Raw genomic sequence first — 18,766 nt, forward strand, 5'->3', positions numbered from 1 at the left:
TGTTTGCATGCTCCATGACTTAGAATATGTGAGTCTGAGGGTTCAGTATATTGATGGGACCAAGATTGAATCAGCTTCAGGGCGTTATAGCTTTGTTTGGAAGAAGTCTATCGAGAAGAATAAAGCAAAATTAGAAACACACATAGCCTCCGTACTTGCAGATATTGATTCACAAATCAAACAGGATCAATCTGAGTTAAACAGAGATGAGACTCCTAAACCTATAGATAGCATCGAGCTAAAGAAGAAAATGGATCAGCTCAATGCGGATATCCAAGAAAAAAGTAAGGCTACGCAGAAACAACTTAAAAAACTGGAAGAAGATTATCTCCCTCGATTGGAAAAATATGAGCAGCAGTTGGAAATTCTAGGTGACCGTAATAGTTACAGTAAAACCGATCCAGATGCCACATTTATGCGCATGAAAGAAGATCACATGAGGAATGGTCAACTAAAACCCGCTTATAATGCCCAGATCAGTACAGAAAATCAATTCATCACCCAATATAGTATTCATCAAACTACAGCTGATACAGTAACCTTAGCCTCCCATTTGGAGAGCTTTGAGCAGCAATATCAAACTCAAAGTGAAGAAGTGGTGGCAGATGCAGGTTACGGCAGTGAGCAGAATTATGAATTCATGGAGGGTAAAGGAATAGTTTCGTATGTGAAGTACAATTACTTTCATATGGAGCAAAAGAGAAAGCAACAGAGCAATCCTTTTCTTGTACAAAACCTCTTTTACAATGCGCAGGAGGACTTCTTGGTATGCCCTGCTGGACAGAAATTGACTTTATGGAAAAAGGCGGAGCGCACTAGTGCCAATGGTTATGTTAGTCAGGTAAGTATATACCGTGCACAACGGTGTGAAGGATGTCTGATGCGAGGCCAATGCCATAAAGCAGAGGGAAATAGAACGATTGAAATTAATCATCGGCTAAACCAGTTAAAAGCCCAGGCTAAAGAGAGATTGCTTTCTGAAAAAGGTCTTTATCACCGCAGTAAACGGCCAGTTGAAGTGGAAGCCGTTTTCGGACAATTGAAAAGTAACAATAAGTTCAATAGATTTACCATGCGAGGATTGGATAAAGTCGATATTGAGTTTGCATTAATGGCAATTGCTCATAATCTCCGAAAATGGGCGAAAAGAAGAAAAAACACATCTGTAAACTCTTCAATGAAAAATAAAACAGCCTCGAAAACTGTGAATACTTACATCATAGTAAAAATGTACCACCAATCAAAAAACGCAGCTTAACACTTAGAAATTCCCTTAATAAATCGATATTAACAAGAAGAAGCTGACCTTTGTGGACAGCTTCTTGTGGTTCATGTTGTAAAACATTTATTTTATTCGTTTACTACACCCATTTTGCTGAATTTATCAATTCTTTCAGCTACTAAGGTATCTGAATCTTTAGCACCTAAAATAGTTAAGTCCGCTAATATTTGCGCTTTCACATTATTTGCAGCTTCTTCAGGGTTTTGGTGCGCTCCACCAATTGGTTCTGGAATGATTCCATCAATCAAACCATTCGCCAACATGTCATTGCCTGTTAACTTCAACGCTTCAGCTGCACGCTCTTTATGGTCCCAACTTCTCCACAGGATAGAAGAACATGATTCTGGCGAAATCACTGAATACCACGTATTTTCCATCATATACACGCGGTCACCGATACCGATACCTAACGCACCACCTGATGCTCCTTCACCGATAACGATACAAATTACAGGAACTTTCAATACCGACATTTCTAGTAGGTTGCGCGCGATAGCTTCTCCTTGACCTCTTTCTTCAGCTTCCAAACCAGGATAAGCGCCCATAGTATCAATCAAAGTAACGATAGGCTTATTGAATTTTTCCGCCATCTTCATTAGACGCAATGCTTTGCGGTAGCCCTCTGGATTAGCCATACCAAAGTTACGGTATTGTCTTTCCTTCGTATTTTTCCCTTTTTGATGACCTATCACCATTACAGATTGACCACCGATTGAAGCGAAACCGCCTACGATGGCTTTGTCATCTTTTACGGTGCGGTCACCGTGCAATTCTACAAATTCATCACAAATCATTTCGATATAATCGAATGTTTGTGGTCTTTCTGGATGTCTAGACATTTGGACTTTTTGCCATCCAGTCATGTTTTTGTATATATCTATTTTGGTTTGTTCAAGCTTTGCTTCTAATTCGCGAACGGTAGCACTCATATCTACTTTAGTCTTTTCCGCTACTTGATTAACTTTCTCAATTTGTGTTTGCAAATCTGCAATCGGCTTTTCAAAATCAAATGTCGTATTCATATAAAATTACGCTGTCGTTTATTCTGGCTAAGTTACTGTATTTTTTAGTTAATTTAAAACAGTTTTTCATCGCACGATATATAGGTTCGAATCTCAAAATTTAGTAGTTTAGTGTTTTGCAGAAAGTATATATATGGTAACTGAACAATCGAACAAAATCAATTTTCCTTTTGTGTTCATTTTAAAAATCATTGCTGTCGTTATTTCCTTGACGATATTTATTATGATTCCAGAAATCAAGGATAAGGAATTGTTAGCTCAGATGGTCAAAGGTTTAAACACATTTTTAGTACCAAGTATCATTTTATCTGTGCTTCGTTTTTTAGTTATTTCATTGTATAATGCACGCCACGCAAATCGCTCTGTAAGAGGTAATTTTGTGCTTGGAATTAACCGCTTGACAGCCATTATTAATGCCGTATTATTCGTTATAGCGGTGATGGTTGCTTTTGGTATCAATCCAGTCGAATTTGTTACAAGTTTGACTATCGTTGCTATGGCTATTGCTGTGCTGTTTAGAGATTATATCACCAATATGTTGAGCGGATTGTTTATTATGTTTTCCGAACAATTATCTGTAGGTGATAGAATTAAAGTTGGTGAGCATAAGGGTAGGATAGTAGATGTCACTTTTGCCAATATCATTTTACAAAATGAAGAGGATGATATTGTGATGGTACCCAATAATATGGTTTTTACTAATTCAATGGTGAATCTCTCGGCGCATAGGTCAAATTTGTTTACTGTCAAATTTGAATTACCCTTGTATGTAGCAACAGATGTCAAAACACTAGAGAAAGAAATTCAAGGTGTTTTATTGAATCATCCGAATTTAGATGACGAAACTCCACCTGCGTTGCACGTCGTAGAAATAGGAAAAGATTTTGTTCGCTATAAAATTGAATTGTATGCTGTTAGTGCAAGTAATAAATTGCACAGACAGATAGAGAATGAAATATTACGCGAAATCTTAATATTTGAACATTCACGTACTAAATCATCCTAACTTTTACATTCTCGACGAAATGATTCGAACCTTTTTGCAAAATCAAATCTGCTCTATATTTCGTTGGTAGGATATTGTTGTGCAAATTTGGTTTATTAATCTCTGTCCAAATTTGGAATGCCATATCCTTACTTTCCTCCAAAGTAAGATTCGCATACTTATGAAAGTAAGAGCTTGGGTCTTGGAATGCGGTAGCACGTAGTGATTCAAATCGATTAATGTACCAAGTGATGATATCTTCCTCGCGTGCATCGACATAAATAGAGAAATCAAAAAAGTCCGAAACGAAGACTTTATTGCTTTGACCTTTTTGAGAATTGACCTGCAAGACATTTATGCCTTCTACAATCAGAATGTCCGGACTTTGAATTAGCAAGGTGTCATCTGGTAATATATCATATTCCAAATGAGAATAAACCGGAACAATATGTGTGGAAATTCCAGATTTGACCGCTGTAAGGAAATTTAGTAGTTTTTTAGTGTCATAACTTTCTGGAAAGCCCTTACGGTTTAAAATACCACGGTCTGATAATATTCTATTTGGGTATAGGAAACCATCGGTTGTCACTAAGGATACTTTAGGTTTGTTAGGTAAGAATGAAAGCACTTTCTGCAAAACACGTGCTGTGGTGCTTTTTCCAACAGCTACCGAACCTGCAATGCCGATTATAAAAGGAAGTTTTTGTTGATTACGCTGAAAAAAACTATTACTGCTATTTCGAATTTCTTCGTAATTATTGATGTGAATATCAATCAGATGTGCCAACGGGAAATATATTTCCTCAATTTCCTCTGTGTTTAAAGGTTCATTTACAGCATGCAACTGACCAATATCATCAGTATTCAAGCTATGATTGAAGTGTCCATTTAGCCCTTTCCATTCCACTCTATCAAAATTCTGATAAGGACTACTCAATAATTTTTCCTCTTGAACTGACGACATCTATCTAATAATTATTCCAAATTTATCGCGCAAATATACGTTCTTGCTATCAATATTGGAGTATGCGTAACTTTTTATTTACTCTAATAATCCTTCAATTATTAATGAACCTGTCGCTGGATTAGTCGCTAATGGAACATTATATAAGTCAGAAATACGCATCAACATTTGGATATCAGGTTCATGCGGGTGTTTGCCAAGTGGGTCTCTAAAAAATATGATTCCTGCTATTTTACCTTCAGCCGCTAAAGCAGCTATTTGCGCATCACCGCCTTTAGGACCACTGAGTTTTAATTCAACTTCCAACCCTGTTTGTTGAATTAATGAGCCAGTTGTTCCTGTTGCTACGATATGTGCTTTACGTAAAAATTCTATATGGTCTTTTACAAAACCAACCATTTCTGCTTTCTTACCGTCGTGTGCTATTAAAGCAATTGTTTTCATATTATAAATGATTTAGGTTTTTATCCGAAAAAGACGTAGGCTACTATAATAGCGGCTACGACACCTACTAATTCAGATATCAATGCACATGGCAATGCATGTCTTGTATTTTTAATTGCCACAGAACCAAAATATACTGCTAAAACATAAAAAGTAGTTTCGGTGGAGCCTTGAATAACACAAGCAACTCGCGATGCGAAATCATCAGCACCATTGATATTCATTAAGTCAACCATTAATCCTCGAGCTCCCGAACCACTTAAGGGCTTCATAAATGCTACAGGCAATGCCTCTACAAACGAGGTGTCAAGTCCGACGCTCGCTATTAAATATGCAACTCCTTGTACCAAATAATCCATTGTTCCTGAAGCCCTAAATACTGCAATTGCAACTAAAATAGCTACTAAATAAGGGATAATGTTGACTGCCACAGAAAAACCTTCTTTAGCACCTTCTATGAAAGCATCGTAAACGTTTATCTTTTTATAAAATGCTAAGGCTATGAAAGATATAAAAATCGAAAATAAAGCTAAATTTCCAACTACCCTCGATATAACTTCAATTTCAGCTTGTTGAAGTGTAGAAAAGTAATACAATAATCCACCAATAGCGATTGATAGAGAACCTAAATACAAGAGAATGGTTTTATTGAATAAATTAATTTTTTGATATATAGATACCATGATCAATGCTGATAATGTGGAGAAAAATGTGGCTATCAATATTGGTAAAAATACATCCGAAGGTTGTGCAGCTCCTGCTTCTTGGCGGTAAGCCATTATTGAAATAGGAAGTAACGTCAAACTAGAAGCATTTAGAACAATAAACATAATTTGCGCATTGCTCGCAGTATCTTTTTTAGGATTAATCTCTTGCAATTCTTTCATTGCTTTCAATCCTAAAGGTGTTGCAGCATTATCTAAACCTAATGCATTTGCAGAGAAATTCATTAAGATAGAACCTAATGCAGGGTGGTTTTTAGGTATATCTGGAAATAATTTGTTGAAAAATGGTCCCACTATTCTGGCGAAGATATTAATCATACCGCCTTTCTCGCCAATTTTCATAATTCCCAATGCAAAGGTCATCATACCAATTAATCCGAGAGAAATAGTGGCTCCATTAGCCGCGCTATCAAAAAGTGATTTTACAATGTTTTGGAATACTTCTGTATCACCGCCGATTAATTTAATTAGTGCAACAACAAAAGTGATAAGGAAAAAAAATACCCAGACGTAATTTAAGGCCATATTTAATTTATTTCATCGTAAATGTAAGATTTCTGACCGATTATCACAATTGGAAAGGCTCTTTTGTGCGTAATTGACTTAATTTTTGTGGAAGAGAATGAATGTCAATGCCTGTCTTATATGAGGCAAGAGAAATATTTTAATTCTATTATTATGAATTCAATGTCGCTAAAATAGCAGAAGCTTTAAGCAGACATTCAGTATACTCTTTTTCGACATCAGCATCAATGGTCAAAGCTCCTCCTGTATGGAAAGAAAGATATTGTTGAGTTTGATTGTATAGAATTGTACGAATTACGACATTAAAATCAAAATCACCATTTGGCGCAAAGTAACCTACGGCTCCCGAATAAACTCCTCTTCTAGAGTTTTCATAACGGTCACATAATTTCATGGCTGAGATTTTAGGCGCACCAGTCATAGACCCAGGAGGAAAAATGTTTTTAATAGCTTCTACATCGCTAATCTCATCACTTTTTGTACAAGTTATAGTTGAGATAAGTTGATGTACTTGCTTGAATGTGTGAACCTCTAGTTTTCTTTCAGCGGCTACGGTTCCTGCTTTTGCCGAACGTGTCATATCGTTACGCACCAAATCCACAATCATGACATTTTCAGCTATTTCTTTGGGATTGTTGCGTAACATTTCGATGTTCTGCACATCTTCTTCTGCAGTATTTCCTCGTGCAGCAGTTCCTTTTATAGGTTGGGAAATTAATACGTTCTCGCGTTTTGCCAAAAATCTCTCAGGAGAAGCTGATAAAATATACTTATCATTTATTTTAAAGAAAGTCGAAAATGGAGTAGGAGATATTCCATTTAATTTTTGATAGACAGCTAAAGGGTTTATCTCTGCATTTTGGGCATAAAATTCTTGACAAAGATTAACTTCGTAGATATCTCCACGCTTGATATGCGCAAGCATTTTATCAAACGCTTCGTAATATCCATCTTTACCTAATCGATGTTGAATCTCAAATTTTGAATTTACTTCTTCTGAAAAGTTTTGACTTTCAAACTCACTTATCCATTTATAAACCTTCTTAGGATATGGTGATTCGATTTCAATAGAGCCTTTACAAAATTTAATTAAAATATTAGGAATAAAAAAATAACAATCTGGAAATTGCAGATTGTTTGGGAAAGAAGTGATCAGTCCTTCAATTTCATCCTTGAGGTCGTAACCAAAAAAGCCAAACATCCATGAGTTGGGATGTTTGGCTTTAAATATTGTTAATTCTTCAAAAGTGTTATTATTAGCACTTTCAAAGATATATTTTGCATCAATCGCTAAAATAGCTTCGATGGCAGCATAAGCATCTTGATAGCCATTAGATTGAAGAAAACAAACCTGTTCAAATTGTTGTGCCCAAGCTAACGCTTTAGACTCAAAATCCATACTATTTACTTCAAAAATGGCTTTTGCCATGTCTTATTTCAATACAATAGTTTGTGTACGGTCAGGACCTACTGACAAATATTTGATTGGCACTTCTAGTGCTTTCTCTAAATAGTTGATGTAATTCGCTAATGCAGCAGGGATTTCCTCTTTTGTACGGATACCAGTCAAATCTTGATTCCAACCTTCAATTTCTTCTAAAATTGGTTCAGGTTTGATAGAGTTGATATCATATGGCATGTAATCAATTACCTCACCATTGTATTTGTAGTGTGTACACGCATAGATTTTCTCAAAAGTATCCAATACATCTGCTTTCATCATCACTAATTCAGTCACACCATTCAACATAATAGCATATTTCAATGCTGGAATATCAATCCACCCAGTACGACGTGCACGACCTGTGGTAGCACCAAATTCGTGACCTAATTGACGTAATTTTTCGCCAGTTTCGTCATCTAATTCAGTAGGGAATGGACCACCACCAACACGAGTACAGTATGCTTTGAAGATACCCAATACTTCGCCAATTTTGTTTGGAGCAATACCAAGACCTGTACAAGCACCAGCCGTAGTTGTATTAGAAGAAGTAACGAATGGGTATGAACCGAAGTCAATATCTAATAAAGTTCCTTGCGCACCCTCGGCCAACACTTTTTTACCATCTTTCAAATATTGATTTACCAAATGCTCTGAATCCACATGCGGAATAGATTTGATAAATTCGATAGCTGCTAAGAATGCGTCTTCACGCTCTTGGAAATCTGCAATCTCACCATAGTGTGAAAGGATTTCTAAGTGTTTGCCTTTCAACTTCTCATAACGTTCTTTGAAATCAGGTAATGTAGTATCACCCACACGTAGACCATTACGACCAGTTTTATCCATGTAAGTAGGACCAATTCCTTTCAAAGTAGAACCGATTTTTCCAGCACCCATTTTAGATTCTGATGCAGCATCTAATAATTGGTGAGTAGGAAGGATTAAGTGCGCTTTACGTGCTAAAACTAATTTACCTTCACCTACTGGGTCGAAACCCGCAGCTTTAAGATTGTCTAGTTCTCTTTTTAGGATGATAGGGTCGATAACAACACCATTACCAATTAAATTTAAAGTAGTTTTATTAAAAATACCTGAAGGAATAGTGTTTAAAACAAATTTCTTGTTGTCAAACTCTAACGTGTGTCCGGCATTAGGACCCCCTTGGAAACGAGCAATTAAATCATATTGAGGACATAACACATCCACAATTTTACCTTTACCTTCGTCGCCCCATTGTAAGCCCAATAGCACATCAACTTGCATAGCGTATTATTTTGAGATTATGATTGAAATTTTGTACAAATTCTTTTAAAAAATAAAGTTCGGAAAATAGGTAAATCCATTTTCCGAACAAAAATACTATTATTAATAAAGTATAGAGAATTAAATTTAAATTACTTCTGTAGCCTCTTCTTTTTTCTCCGAACCCTTCATTGCTTGACAAGTTGAGCAGATTCCATACATATTTAAAGAGTGGTGTTTGATGTCGAATTTCAATAATTCACCAATCATACTTTGGATTTGATAAACACGTGGGTCACAGAATTCTACAACTTTATTACACTCAATACAAATTACATGGTCATGCTGTTTATAGCCGTATGACTTTTCGAATTGAGCCATATTTCTGCCAAATTGGTGTTTTGTCACCAAATCACAAGAAACTAACAATTCTAACGTATTATATACTGTAGCACGACTTACACGATACTTTTTGTTTTTCATATGAATATACAACGACTCCACATCAAAATGGTCAGTACGAGAGTATATTTCTTCGAGAATAGCGTAACGCTCAGGAGTCTTTCTTAGATTTTTATTCTCTAAATAAGCCTCAAATATTTTTTTTACGGTCTCGTAATTTTCTGCTTGATTCATATAGTTTATTGCTCCTAAGCAAATTTACCAAATATTATTTGATTTATTAAATAATCCATATGAGTCACTATTGTGTTATGAGTTTTCGGACTCATACCGGGTTACACCCGTTATCCCTGAAACTAATTTTAGACGATTTATTAAATTGTCCAACTGTTCAATATTATTAATATTCACCATAATATTACCTTCAAAAATTCCTTCGTTACTCGATATACTCAATGAACGGATATTCACATTGAATTCCTGAGAAATAACTGTGGTGAGCTTATTCACTAATCCTACATCATCAATACCAACAATACGTACTCCTGTAATGAATGAATGTTCCATTTGCGATGACGCCCATTTGGCTTTCAAGATACGATAACCATAGTTTGCCATTAATTTAGAGGCATTCGGACAAGATGTTCTATGTATTTTGATGCCTTCATTTACCGTTAGAAATCCAAATATATCATCACCAGGAATAGGATTACAACATACGGCTAAGGTGTAGTCTAATTTCTGATAATCATCACCAATTAAAATCGTGTCTGCATTCTTTTTATCAATTTTTTCTACTAAGCCTGAAATATGAGAATTGAATTGATTATTGATAGCTATTTCATGGCTTTTCTCGCTAGCAACATACTCACGAAGATTTTTAATATCAATAATACCCTTTGCTACATTGAAGAATAGTTCTTGGGAACTCGGATATTTAAAGAAATTGGCGATTTTATTGATATTATCCGTATTATATGTCAACTTAAGAGATTTCATTTTGCGTTCCAAAATCTCTTTGCCATCTTCGGCAATTCGTCTTTTATCTTCTTTTAATGAAGATTTAATTTTCGATTTTGCTTTGGCAGTAATTACAAAACTCAACCAGTCTTCTTTTGGAGTCTGTTTGCTAGAAGTTATGATCTCGACTTGATCTCCATTTTGCAAGGGATGACTTAGGGGTACTAACTTGTGATTTACCTTTGCACCAATGCATGTGGCACCAATATCACTATGGATTTCAAAAGCAAAATCTAACGCAGTAGCACCATTTGGGAGCTGTATCAAGGTTCCCTTTGGCGTGAAAATGAAGATTTCATCAGAAAATAAATTCATTTTGAAATCATCGAGGAAGTCTAGGGCATTTTGTTCAGGGTTGCTCAATACATCCCTTACTTTTTGAATCCATTGATCTAACCCATTATCAGAGGAAGATTCTTTATATTTCCAATGTGCAGCAAAACCTTTTTCTGCGATTTCATTCATCCTTTTGGTTCGAATTTGCACTTCGACCCATTGACCTCGAGGCCCCATTACAGTTGTGTGTAATGACTCGTACCCGTTACCTTTTGGGGTCGATACCCAATCACGAAGTCTGTCTGGATTGGGACGATATAAATCAGTTATTATGGAGTAAACCTTCCAACATTCGGTTTTTTCTTTTTCGTATTCTGTGTCTATTATAACACGTATAGCAAACAAATCATAAACCTCTTCAAAAGGAATTGATTTTTTACGCATTTTATTCCATATCGAGTGTATTGATTTTGGTCTTCCAAATACATCCGCCTTAATATCTTGTTCCAGTAAAATTTCTTTTACGGGTGAAATAAAATCTTTAATGAATTTCTCTCGTTCCGCTTTCTTTTCGTTTAGCTTCTTTGCAATGAATTTATACGTATCTGGATCAGTATATTTCATCGACAAATCTTCCAATTCAGATTTGATCGCATATAAGCCCAATCTATGTGCTAGCGGCGCATATAGATAACTTGTCTCGGAAGCTATTTTTAATTGTTTATGGCGAGCCATAAATTCCATCGTACGCATATTATGCAGACGATCGGCCAATTTTATCAATATTACTCGGACATCATCCGCTAATGTCAACAACATTTTACGGAAATTCTCCGCTTGAATCGAACTATTAGGGTCAAAGACTCCAGAGATTTTGGTTAATCCGTCAATTATTTTAGCGACTTTTTTACCAAATTGAGCTTCAATATCTTCTAAAGTTATGGAAGTATCTTCCACAACATCATGCAACAAGGCACAAACAATAGAGGTAGTTCCTAATCCGATTTCTTCAGCGGCAATTTGTGCTACAGCAATAGGATGGTAGATGTAGGGCTCCCCCGATTTTCTACGCATATCCTTATGACTTTCTAATGCTAAATCAAAAGCTTTTCTTATTTCTTGTTTATCGCCTTTTTGTAGTGTTGGTTTACAAGCTCGTAATAATGCTCTATATCGTTTTCTTATTTCTTTGTTTTCCGCTTCAATATCAATCACATATTCTTCCATAAGAACCTCTTAAAAAATTTCGAAATCTCCCTCAAAAAAGTTATTTTTATATTATAATGAATTGCTTGGGTATCAAGACAACTATTCATGTCTAAATATAAAGATTAATTCTTTTATTGTTTGGGATAAAATTGAAAATGTTAATGTTTCGTCTACAAAAAATAATTTTGCTTTTATTTTTTATTTTGCTCTTGCATATAACGAGCAAAGGGCAGCAGCCTATGACACCATTGACTGTACCTCATTATGGTCCTGGAACTGCAGAAACAATTGCGTATTACGCTACTACAAAGCTAGAAACGGGGGAGGTTTTACCTTGGTTTCCAATAGAAACAGTATACGTATATGCCGAGAGAAAATGGAAAAGTGTCGCGGATAGAGAACGATATTTACGTTTAAAACGCAATGTATTACGTGTATTGCCTTATGCAATCTATGCTCAAAAGCGTTATGAACAATTAGATCGAGAACTTGCTTTAGCCAATTCTAAAAAAGAAGAAAGAGCCTTAATCAAGGCATGCGAGCGTGAGATTAAAGAAAAGATTAATAACGAAGTAAAAGAATTGTCTGTTTCTCAGGGCAAAATATTAATCAAACTAATAGAGCGTCAAACCGGTAATACGAGTTATGAGTTGCTGAAAGATATGAAGGGAAGTATCACAGCTTCTGTATATCAAGGAATGGCTCGCCTTTTTGGGCATAATTTGAAGAGTGTATACAATGCACAAGAAGAATTTGAAATTGAAAATATAATACGTGAATACGAGGTAATAAGACCTATTAATAAACCCTTTCAATAATAGTAATTAAATTATGAGTGCAAATACGGTATATGATTTTAAAGTCCTAGAATTTTCTGGTAATTATAAGTCATTATCGGATTATCGGGGTAAAGTTTTATTAATAGTCAATACGGCTAGTGGATGTTACTTTCGCAAGCAATTTAAAACCTTAGAAAAGCTGTATCAAAAGTATAAAGATAAAGGTTTTGAAATATTAGCTTTCCCTTCCAACGATTTTGCAAATCAAGAACCGCGTACTGGATCGAATTTAGAGACTTATTGTCGGATCCAAGAAGGAGTTAATTTTCCTGTTTTTAAAAGAATACATGTTAAAGGAGATTATGTAGATCCACTTTACAAATTTCTATCACATAAGTCTGAAAATGGTGTGGTTGATAGCGTGCCCTTATGGAATTTTCACAAATATTTGATTGACAAGGAAGGAAGGGTAGTGGATTTTTATTATTCTTTCACCAGTCCGTCATCTTCTACAATTTACAGACAAATCGAATCTCTTTTAGAAAAGTAAGTCTTTACATTATCTGTATATTTGACAAAATTTTTAGGATTATGAAGTTAGATTTAGTGGTAATGACTGTGCATCCTGATGATGCAGAATTGGGTGCAGGTGGTACCATTGCGAAATATGTAGCTGAAGGAAAAAAGGTTGGTATTATAGATTTGACACGTGGCGAGTTAGGAACACGAGGTACTGCCGAGACACGTGCGTCCGAAGCTGCCGATGCAGCTCGAATATTGGGTGTTGCAGTGCGCGAAAATCTAGAATTGCGTGATGGTTTTTTTGAAAATAACGAAGAATCACAATTAACTATTATTAAAGCTATTCGTAAATATCAACCACAAATTGTTATTACTAATGCATTTGATGACCGTCATCCAGATCATGGTCGCGCAAGTAAGTTGGTAAATGATGCTTTGTTTTTAGCAGGCTTGAGACGAATTGAAACGGAATTAGATGGCGTTCCGCAAGAAGCTTTTCGTCCAAGATTGCAATTGCAGTTGATTCAGGATAAGTACATTCAACCTGATATTGTGCTAGATGTCACAAAATATTGGGATATTAAAGAAAAATCTATTTTAGCTTATAAGACTCAATTTAATTCTTCTGGACTAGATGACGAACCACAAACTTACATATCTTCACCCGATTTTTTGGAATCAACAAGAGGAAGAGGCAGGGAGTTTGGACGTAATATTCAAGTACCTTTTGCGGAAGGTTTTACAGCGCGTAAGATATTAGGTATTACTGATATATTTGAACTGAAATAATGAAAACATAAAAGGGATTCCAATTGGAATCCCTTTTATGTTTTAAATCAATATTGATTATAATTGTTTGTCTAATTTTTCTGTTAAAACAGATTTAGGCACAGCGCCAATTTGTTTGTCAACGATTTCACCGTTTTTGAAGAACAATAAAGCAGGGATATTTCTGATACCAAAACGTACTGAAATATCAGGGTTGTTGTCAACATTTACTTTACCAACAACAGCTTTACCTTCATATTCATTTGCAATTTCGTCAACCACAGGACCAACCATACGACATGGACCACACCATTCTGCCCAAAAGTCAATCAACACTGGTTTATCTGCTTTTAATACAAGCTCTTCGAAGTTGCTATCTGTAATTTCTAATGCCATAATAATACTCTCTTTAAATTTATTCAGTAACAAATATAGATATTTCGCGGAATATACAAACGTAATCAGATTGTAATAATATCTATACCCTATCAATTTAATTTATATTTTACACCTTCCATTTCTTCAATGGTTTCCAATAACTCGTTGGTTATTTTAATTTTTCTAGATTTGGCTGGCATTTCTACCGCAATATTTTCTTTTACATCCACGACCATAAATTTCAGCGAACAGTTTGCAACTTCACCTTCTGTTACTGTTGATTCTACCAAATCATGAATTTTATGAATCATATCATCATTGAGTTGATGTAGAGCGATTTGAATGGTGAAATTCTTAGCAAATTTATCCCTTAATTCTGAAAGTAATTGTATACTTTTTAGTTCAAATCCCCAGTTACCGACCTGACGGAAACGTTCTTGTACCAATCCACGTATCTGAACAAAATAGCCATCTTCTAAATAGCTCTTGAATTTCACGTAGTCTTCACCAAAAACGGCTATATCGTAAGAGTCCGAATAATCTTCTATGATAAAAGAACCAAAAGGCTTACCCGCTTTGGAAACACGATGTGCAACATTGGCAATAATTCCTCCTATGACAATTTCCTTGTTTTTGATTTTATTAAATTCTAGTAAGACTTCTTCATCAACTTCCGAAGCTTTGACTTTATTAATCAGTTGTAATTCAGAAACTCTGTTTTGACAAAAATGTGTTATCTCAAATTTGTAATTGTCGAGTGGGTGAGAGGTAAGGTAAATTCCAATTACATCTTTTTCGTATTTCAGTTTTTCTATAAGACCCCAAGGCTGACATGGTGCTAAGACAGGCTCTGGCAATGCAGTAGCCGCACCACCTCCAAAAAGAGAGGCTTGAGCCGAACTTTCATTTTCTTTGAATCGCTGTGCAAATTTAACGGCTTTCTCAATACCTGTAGTATTGTCACCGTCTTTGTAAAAGTATTGAGCACGATGCGTATCGGTAAATCCATCAAAACCACCAGCATAAGCCAATGATTCGAAAGCTTTTTTATTCGCTGCGCGTAAATCAATACGTTTGGCAAAATCAAAAATTGACTTGTATGGTCCTTCGCTTCGTGTTTGTACAATAGTATCAACTGCACCGGCCCCAACACCTTTCACAGCACCAATTCCAAAGCGAATAGCACCACTTTCATTTACTGTAAATTTGTAGTGCGATTCATTGACATCTGGACCTAATACAGTTAATCCCATTCGTTTACATTCTTCCATAAAGAATGTAACTTGCTTGATATCATTCATATTGTTTGAAAGAACCGCAGCCATATATTCTGCCGGATAATGGGCTTTCAAATAGGCTGTTTGATACGCTACCCAAGCATAACAAGTGGAGTGAGATTTGTTGAAGGCATAACTCGCAAAAGCTTCCCAATCCGTCCAAATTTTTTCTAAAACTTTAGGATTGTGGCCTTTTTCAGCAGCTTGATTCACAAACTTTGGTTTCATTTTGTCCAAGACAGCTTTTTGCTTTTTACCCATGGCTTTACGCAATACGTCGGCATCACCTTTGGAGAAACCAGCCAATTTTTGGGACAAAAGCATAACCTGTTCTTGATAAACCGTAATACCGTATGTTTCTTTTAGGTATTCTTCACAAGCATCTAAATCGTAGGTGATAGGCTCAATTCCGTGTTTACGCTTAATAAACGACGGAATATATTCCATAGGTCCTGGACGATAAAGTGCGTTCATCGCAATCAAATCGGCAAAAACTGTAGGTTTTAATTCCTTCATGTATTTCTGCATACCAGGAGATTCGTATTGGAATACACCGATAGTTTCACCACGTTGGAAAAGCTCATAAGTCAGTTCGTCGTCGATTGGGAAATTATCTGGGTCGAGTTCAATTCCATGACGTAAACGAACGTTTGCTACAGTATCTTTGATTAGGGTCAATGTTTTCAACCCTAAAAAGTCCATTTTCAATAATCCAGCACTTTCAACGACGGAGTTGTCAAATTGTGTGACGTATAGATCGGAGTCTTTAGCTAAAGATACGGGTACGAAATTCGTAATATCATCAGGTGTAATAATCACACCACAAGCGTGAATTCCCGTATTACGCATAGATCCTTCCAATACACGTGCCTGCTTGATAATTTCGGCTTCCAAACCAGCACCATCAGCCATAGATTTTAATTTATTGACAGCTTCCAATTCTTCTGCACGCAACACATCTTTCAGCGCTTTATCGTCCATATTGAAGATTTTGTTCAGCTTCAAGTTGGGAATTAGCTTCGCTATTTCATTGGTGTCAGCCAAAGGCAAATCCAATACACGTCCAGTATCTTTGATGGAAGATTTTGCCGCCATTGTACCATAGGTAATGATTTGGGCTACCTGCGAAGCCCCGTATTTGTCAATTACGTATTGCATGACACGACCACGTCCTTCATCATCAAAGTCAATATCAATATCGGGCATGGATACACGGTCGGGATTCAAGAAACGCTCAAAAAGGAGGTCGTACATGATTGGGTCTAAGTTTGTAATCCCCAAACAATACGCTACCGCTGAACCTGCTGCTGAACCACGACCAGGACCTACCGAAACTCCCATTCGTCGTGCCTCGGCAATGAAATCCTGCACAATTAAAAAATATCCAGGATATCCGGTACGCTCGATTGTCGCCAATTCGAAATCTAAACGCTCCGTAATTTCATCCGTTAATTCTTTGTATCTTCTTTTTGCGCCTTCGTACGTTAAGTGTCGTAAGAATGCATTTTCACCTCTTTTTCCACCGTCTACATCATCTTCTGGGTGAATGAACTCTTCGGGAATTTCAAATTTTGGAAGTAATACATCGCGGAAAAGCGAATAGATTTCTACTTTATCGATTACTTCTTGAATATTGATAATGGCATCTGGTAAATCCGCAAATGCCTTTTTCATTTCTTCGGAAGATTTGAAATAATACTCTTGATTTGGCATTCCAAAGCGGAATCCTCTGCCGCGACCTACTGGAGTAGAGAGTTTCTCTCCATCTTTGACACACAATAAAATATCATGTGCATGTGCGTCAGCCTTATTAACATAGTACGTGTTATTGGTTGCAACTAATTTGACATTGTGTTTTTTAGCTAAAGATATCAGCGTTTCATTTACACGATTTTCGTCTTCTTGACCATGACGCATTATTTCCATGTAGAAATCTTCACCAAACTGTTTTTTCCACCAAATCAATGCTTCCTCAGCTTGGTTCTCACCAATATTTAATACTTTACTTGGAATTTCCCCTTGTAAATTTCCCGATAAAACAATTAGGTTTTCTTTGTATTGCTCCACAATAGTTTTATCAATACGCGGAACATAATAAAAACCTTCAGTATAAGCTATAGAAGCCATTTTTGCCAAATTATGATATCCGGCTTTATTTTTCGCTAAGAAAACAACTTGATAACCATTGTCTTTACGTGTTTTATCTTTTCTGTCATCACAGATATAAAATTCGCATCCTACAATAGGCTTAATGATTTGTCCTGTCGGTTCTTCGCCGGCTTCAATCGCTTCCTTATTTTTTGCTTCAATATCTTTATTGTGACCCAAAACCCTGCTGACAAAGTGAAAAGCACCCATCATGTTTCCGTGGTCAGTCAATGCAACAGCTGGCATATTATTCTTTGCAGCAGCTGATACCAAATCACCAATGGAAATGGTAGACTGTAAAACAGAAAATTGGGAATGGTTGTGCAAATGAGCAAAAGAAGCTTGTTCTAAGGCTTCTAATTTTTCAGAGTCTATTTTTACAACCGAAGATGATTTATCTCTATTACGGATAGCGTCCGAAGCAGCTTTTAGATTAATGTGTTTTAACCCAACTGTAGGTATTTGTGTTGGGTTATTTTGCTTGAATTCAATAAAATAACCAGTGTCTACCTGAAGTTCTTCTTGAGTAAATACTTCACGACGAACTAATTCGAAGAAACAACGTGTAGTTGCTTCCACATCGGCTGTTGCATTGTGCGCTTCGGCAAATGGCACGCCAAATAAATAGGAGTGAAGTTCGGTAAGATTAGGTAATTTATATCTACCGCCACGACCACCTGGCAGCTTCAATAAATCAGCGGTAACTTCTGTACATGTATCCAAAACTGGCATATCGGACATTGGAGAGTTTACACCATATCTGTAAAATTCGCAGCCCATAATATTTAGGTCGAAACCAATGTTTTGACCGACTACAAATTTAGCTTTAGCCAAAACTTCATTGAATTTTACCAATACTTCTTGTAAAGGAACACCTTGCTCTGTTGCTAATTCTGTCGAAATACCGTGGATTTTCTCCGAATCGAATGGAATATTGAACCCATCAGGCTTGATTAGATAATCCTGATGTTCGATTAGATTGCCCATAGCATCATGCAACTGCCATGCTATCTGAATACATCTAGGCCAATTATCTGTGTCTGTGATAGGTGCGTCCCAACGTTTTGGTAAACCCGTGGTCTCGGTATCAAATATTATGTACATATGTCTCTCTCTTCCTCGCTTATTCAAACAAAAATACTCAAACTTATGTGCTTTTTATAGTATAATTTCAATAGGCAAAGGTTATGATTTGTTATTCAATTATTTTAGTGAAATATTAATAAAATTACTTCTAATATTTTCGATGAGGCAAAAGCTGATAGTGAATTGTTAGTGATGTATATTCATTACTTAATAAAGTAACAAATGCGTTATTTTGCTGTTTTGCTTTTTTATATCTGCATTATTTAAC

Annotated in this window: 15 protein-coding genes; 5 read left to right on the forward strand and 10 right to left on the reverse strand. The window is 36.1% G+C overall.

All coding sequences use genetic code 11. The annotated features are described in order from the left end of the window. Nucleotides 1-7 precede the first annotated feature (7 nt). The gene (locus GOQ17_RS05730; protein ID WP_262885576.1) at nt 8-1,258 is read left to right on the forward strand and encodes an IS1182 family transposase; all 1,251 of its coding nucleotides are present in this window, start codon (nt 8-10) and stop codon (nt 1,256-1,258) included. 92 nt (nt 1,259-1,350) lie between these two features. Here GOQ17_RS05730 and GOQ17_RS05735 read toward each other — a convergent pair whose 3' ends face one another. Continuing rightward, complete coding sequence (locus tag GOQ17_RS05735) at nt 1,351-2,304, reverse strand: acetyl-CoA carboxylase carboxyltransferase subunit alpha (protein WP_159636126.1); 954 nt, start codon at nt 2,302-2,304, stop codon at nt 1,351-1,353. 133 nt (nt 2,305-2,437) lie between these two features. Between GOQ17_RS05735 and GOQ17_RS05740 the strand changes: the two genes are divergently transcribed. Then, the gene (locus tag GOQ17_RS05740) at nt 2,438-3,310 is read left to right on the forward strand and encodes a mechanosensitive ion channel family protein (RefSeq protein ID WP_159636129.1); all 873 of its coding nucleotides are present in this window, start codon (nt 2,438-2,440) and stop codon (nt 3,308-3,310) included. Here GOQ17_RS05740 and coaA read toward each other — a convergent pair. The 7 genes from coaA to GOQ17_RS05775 all read right to left on the reverse strand — a co-directional run bounded on the left by coaA (nt 3,297) and on the right by GOQ17_RS05775 (nt 11,558). After that, entirely contained in the window at nt 3,297-4,253 is a 957-nt protein-coding gene (gene coaA, locus GOQ17_RS05745; protein WP_159636132.1) for a type I pantothenate kinase, read from the reverse strand. The genes GOQ17_RS05740 and coaA overlap by 14 nt on opposite strands. 78 nt (nt 4,254-4,331) lie before the next feature. Next, the gene (locus GOQ17_RS05750; protein ID WP_159636135.1) at nt 4,332-4,697 is read right to left on the reverse strand and encodes a methylglyoxal synthase; all 366 of its coding nucleotides are present in this window, start codon (nt 4,695-4,697) and stop codon (nt 4,332-4,334) included. Nucleotides 4,698-4,717: 20 nt separating this feature from the next. Next, nucleotides 4,718-5,947, reverse strand: a complete 1,230-nt coding sequence (locus GOQ17_RS05755; RefSeq protein WP_159636138.1) for a spore maturation protein — start codon at nt 5,945-5,947, stop codon at nt 4,718-4,720. 151 nt (nt 5,948-6,098) lie between these two features. Further along, nucleotides 6,099-7,376, reverse strand: a complete 1,278-nt coding sequence (locus tag GOQ17_RS05760) for an anthranilate synthase component I family protein (protein ID WP_159636141.1) — start codon at nt 7,374-7,376, stop codon at nt 6,099-6,101. A gap of 3 nt (nt 7,377-7,379) precedes the next feature. Then, a complete protein-coding gene (locus GOQ17_RS05765) occupies nt 7,380-8,654 on the reverse strand; it encodes an adenylosuccinate synthase (RefSeq protein WP_159636144.1) in 1,275 nt (424 codons plus the stop codon). A gap of 126 nt (nt 8,655-8,780) precedes the next feature. Continuing rightward, the gene (locus tag GOQ17_RS05770) at nt 8,781-9,269 is read right to left on the reverse strand and encodes a Fur family transcriptional regulator (RefSeq protein ID WP_159636147.1); all 489 of its coding nucleotides are present in this window, start codon (nt 9,267-9,269) and stop codon (nt 8,781-8,783) included. Between the two features lie 75 nt (nt 9,270-9,344). Next, nucleotides 9,345-11,558: a RelA/SpoT family protein gene (locus tag GOQ17_RS05775; RefSeq protein ID WP_159636150.1), complete on the reverse strand. Its 2,214-nt coding sequence runs from the start codon at nt 11,556-11,558 to the stop codon at nt 9,345-9,347. A gap of 221 nt (nt 11,559-11,779) precedes the next feature. Between GOQ17_RS05775 and GOQ17_RS05780 the strand changes: the two genes are divergently transcribed. From GOQ17_RS05780 to bshB1, 3 genes are read left to right on the forward strand one after another with little or no spacing between them, the layout of a single operon-like run. Next, on the forward strand, nt 11,780-12,358 hold the full coding sequence (locus GOQ17_RS05780; protein ID WP_236537076.1) for a DUF4294 domain-containing protein: 579 nt from the start codon (nt 11,780-11,782) through the stop codon (nt 12,356-12,358). A gap of 13 nt (nt 12,359-12,371) precedes the next feature. Then, nucleotides 12,372-12,869 carry a glutathione peroxidase gene (locus GOQ17_RS05785; RefSeq protein ID WP_159636156.1) on the forward strand — a complete coding sequence of 166 codons (498 nt, stop codon included), beginning with the start codon at nt 12,372-12,374 and terminating at the stop codon, nt 12,867-12,869. 41 nt (nt 12,870-12,910) lie between these two features. Beyond that, the gene (gene bshB1 / locus GOQ17_RS05790; protein WP_159636159.1) at nt 12,911-13,630 is read left to right on the forward strand and encodes a bacillithiol biosynthesis deacetylase BshB1; all 720 of its coding nucleotides are present in this window, start codon (nt 12,911-12,913) and stop codon (nt 13,628-13,630) included. 57 nt (nt 13,631-13,687) lie between these two features. On the opposite strand, the gene trxA is transcribed toward bshB1, so the two are convergent. Both trxA and dnaE read right to left on the reverse strand, forming a co-directional pair. Then, nucleotides 13,688-14,005, reverse strand: a complete 318-nt coding sequence (gene trxA, locus GOQ17_RS05795) for a thioredoxin (protein WP_149915680.1) — start codon at nt 14,003-14,005, stop codon at nt 13,688-13,690. Nucleotides 14,006-14,097: 92 nt separating this feature from the next. Further along, a complete protein-coding gene (gene dnaE, locus GOQ17_RS05800) occupies nt 14,098-18,516 on the reverse strand; it encodes a DNA polymerase III subunit alpha (protein ID WP_159636162.1) in 4,419 nt (1,472 codons plus the stop codon). Between the last annotated feature and the right edge of the window lie 250 nt (nt 18,517-18,766).

Source organism: Sphingobacterium composti, from assembly GCF_009829075.1.
Taxonomy (GTDB): domain Bacteria; phylum Bacteroidota; class Bacteroidia; order Sphingobacteriales; family Sphingobacteriaceae; genus Sphingobacterium; species Sphingobacterium composti.

Bases quoted from the DNA above. Each gene is read 5' to 3' on its own strand.
- GOQ17_RS05730 (WP_262885576.1), top strand. From the start codon at position 8: ATGCTCCATGACTTAGAATATGTGAGTCTGAGGGTTCAGTATATTGAT.
- GOQ17_RS05735 (WP_159636126.1), bottom strand. From the start codon at position 2,304: ATGAATACGACATTTGATTTTGAAAAGCCGATTGCAGATTTGCAAACA.
- GOQ17_RS05740 (WP_159636129.1), top strand. From the start codon at position 2,438: ATGGTAACTGAACAATCGAACAAAATCAATTTTCCTTTTGTGTTCATT.
- coaA (WP_159636132.1), bottom strand. From the start codon at position 4,253: ATGTCGTCAGTTCAAGAGGAAAAATTATTGAGTAGTCCTTATCAGAAT.
- GOQ17_RS05750 (WP_159636135.1), bottom strand. From the start codon at position 4,697: ATGAAAACAATTGCTTTAATAGCACACGACGGTAAGAAAGCAGAAATG.
- GOQ17_RS05755 (WP_159636138.1), bottom strand. From the start codon at position 5,947: ATGGCCTTAAATTACGTCTGGGTATTTTTTTTCCTTATCACTTTTGTT.
- GOQ17_RS05760 (WP_159636141.1), bottom strand. From the start codon at position 7,376: ATGGCAAAAGCCATTTTTGAAGTAAATAGTATGGATTTTGAGTCTAAA.
- GOQ17_RS05765 (WP_159636144.1), bottom strand. From the start codon at position 8,654: ATGCAAGTTGATGTGCTATTGGGCTTACAATGGGGCGACGAAGGTAAA.
- GOQ17_RS05770 (WP_159636147.1), bottom strand. From the start codon at position 9,269: ATGAATCAAGCAGAAAATTACGAGACCGTAAAAAAAATATTTGAGGCT.
- GOQ17_RS05775 (WP_159636150.1), bottom strand. From the start codon at position 11,558: ATGGAAGAATATGTGATTGATATTGAAGCGGAAAACAAAGAAATAAGA.
- GOQ17_RS05780 (WP_236537076.1), top strand. From the start codon at position 11,780: ATGACACCATTGACTGTACCTCATTATGGTCCTGGAACTGCAGAAACA.
- GOQ17_RS05785 (WP_159636156.1), top strand. From the start codon at position 12,372: ATGAGTGCAAATACGGTATATGATTTTAAAGTCCTAGAATTTTCTGGT.
- bshB1 (WP_159636159.1), top strand. From the start codon at position 12,911: ATGAAGTTAGATTTAGTGGTAATGACTGTGCATCCTGATGATGCAGAA.
- trxA (WP_149915680.1), bottom strand. From the start codon at position 14,005: ATGGCATTAGAAATTACAGATAGCAACTTCGAAGAGCTTGTATTAAAA.
- dnaE (WP_159636162.1), bottom strand. From the start codon at position 18,516: ATGTACATAATATTTGATACCGAGACCACGGGTTTACCAAAACGTTGG.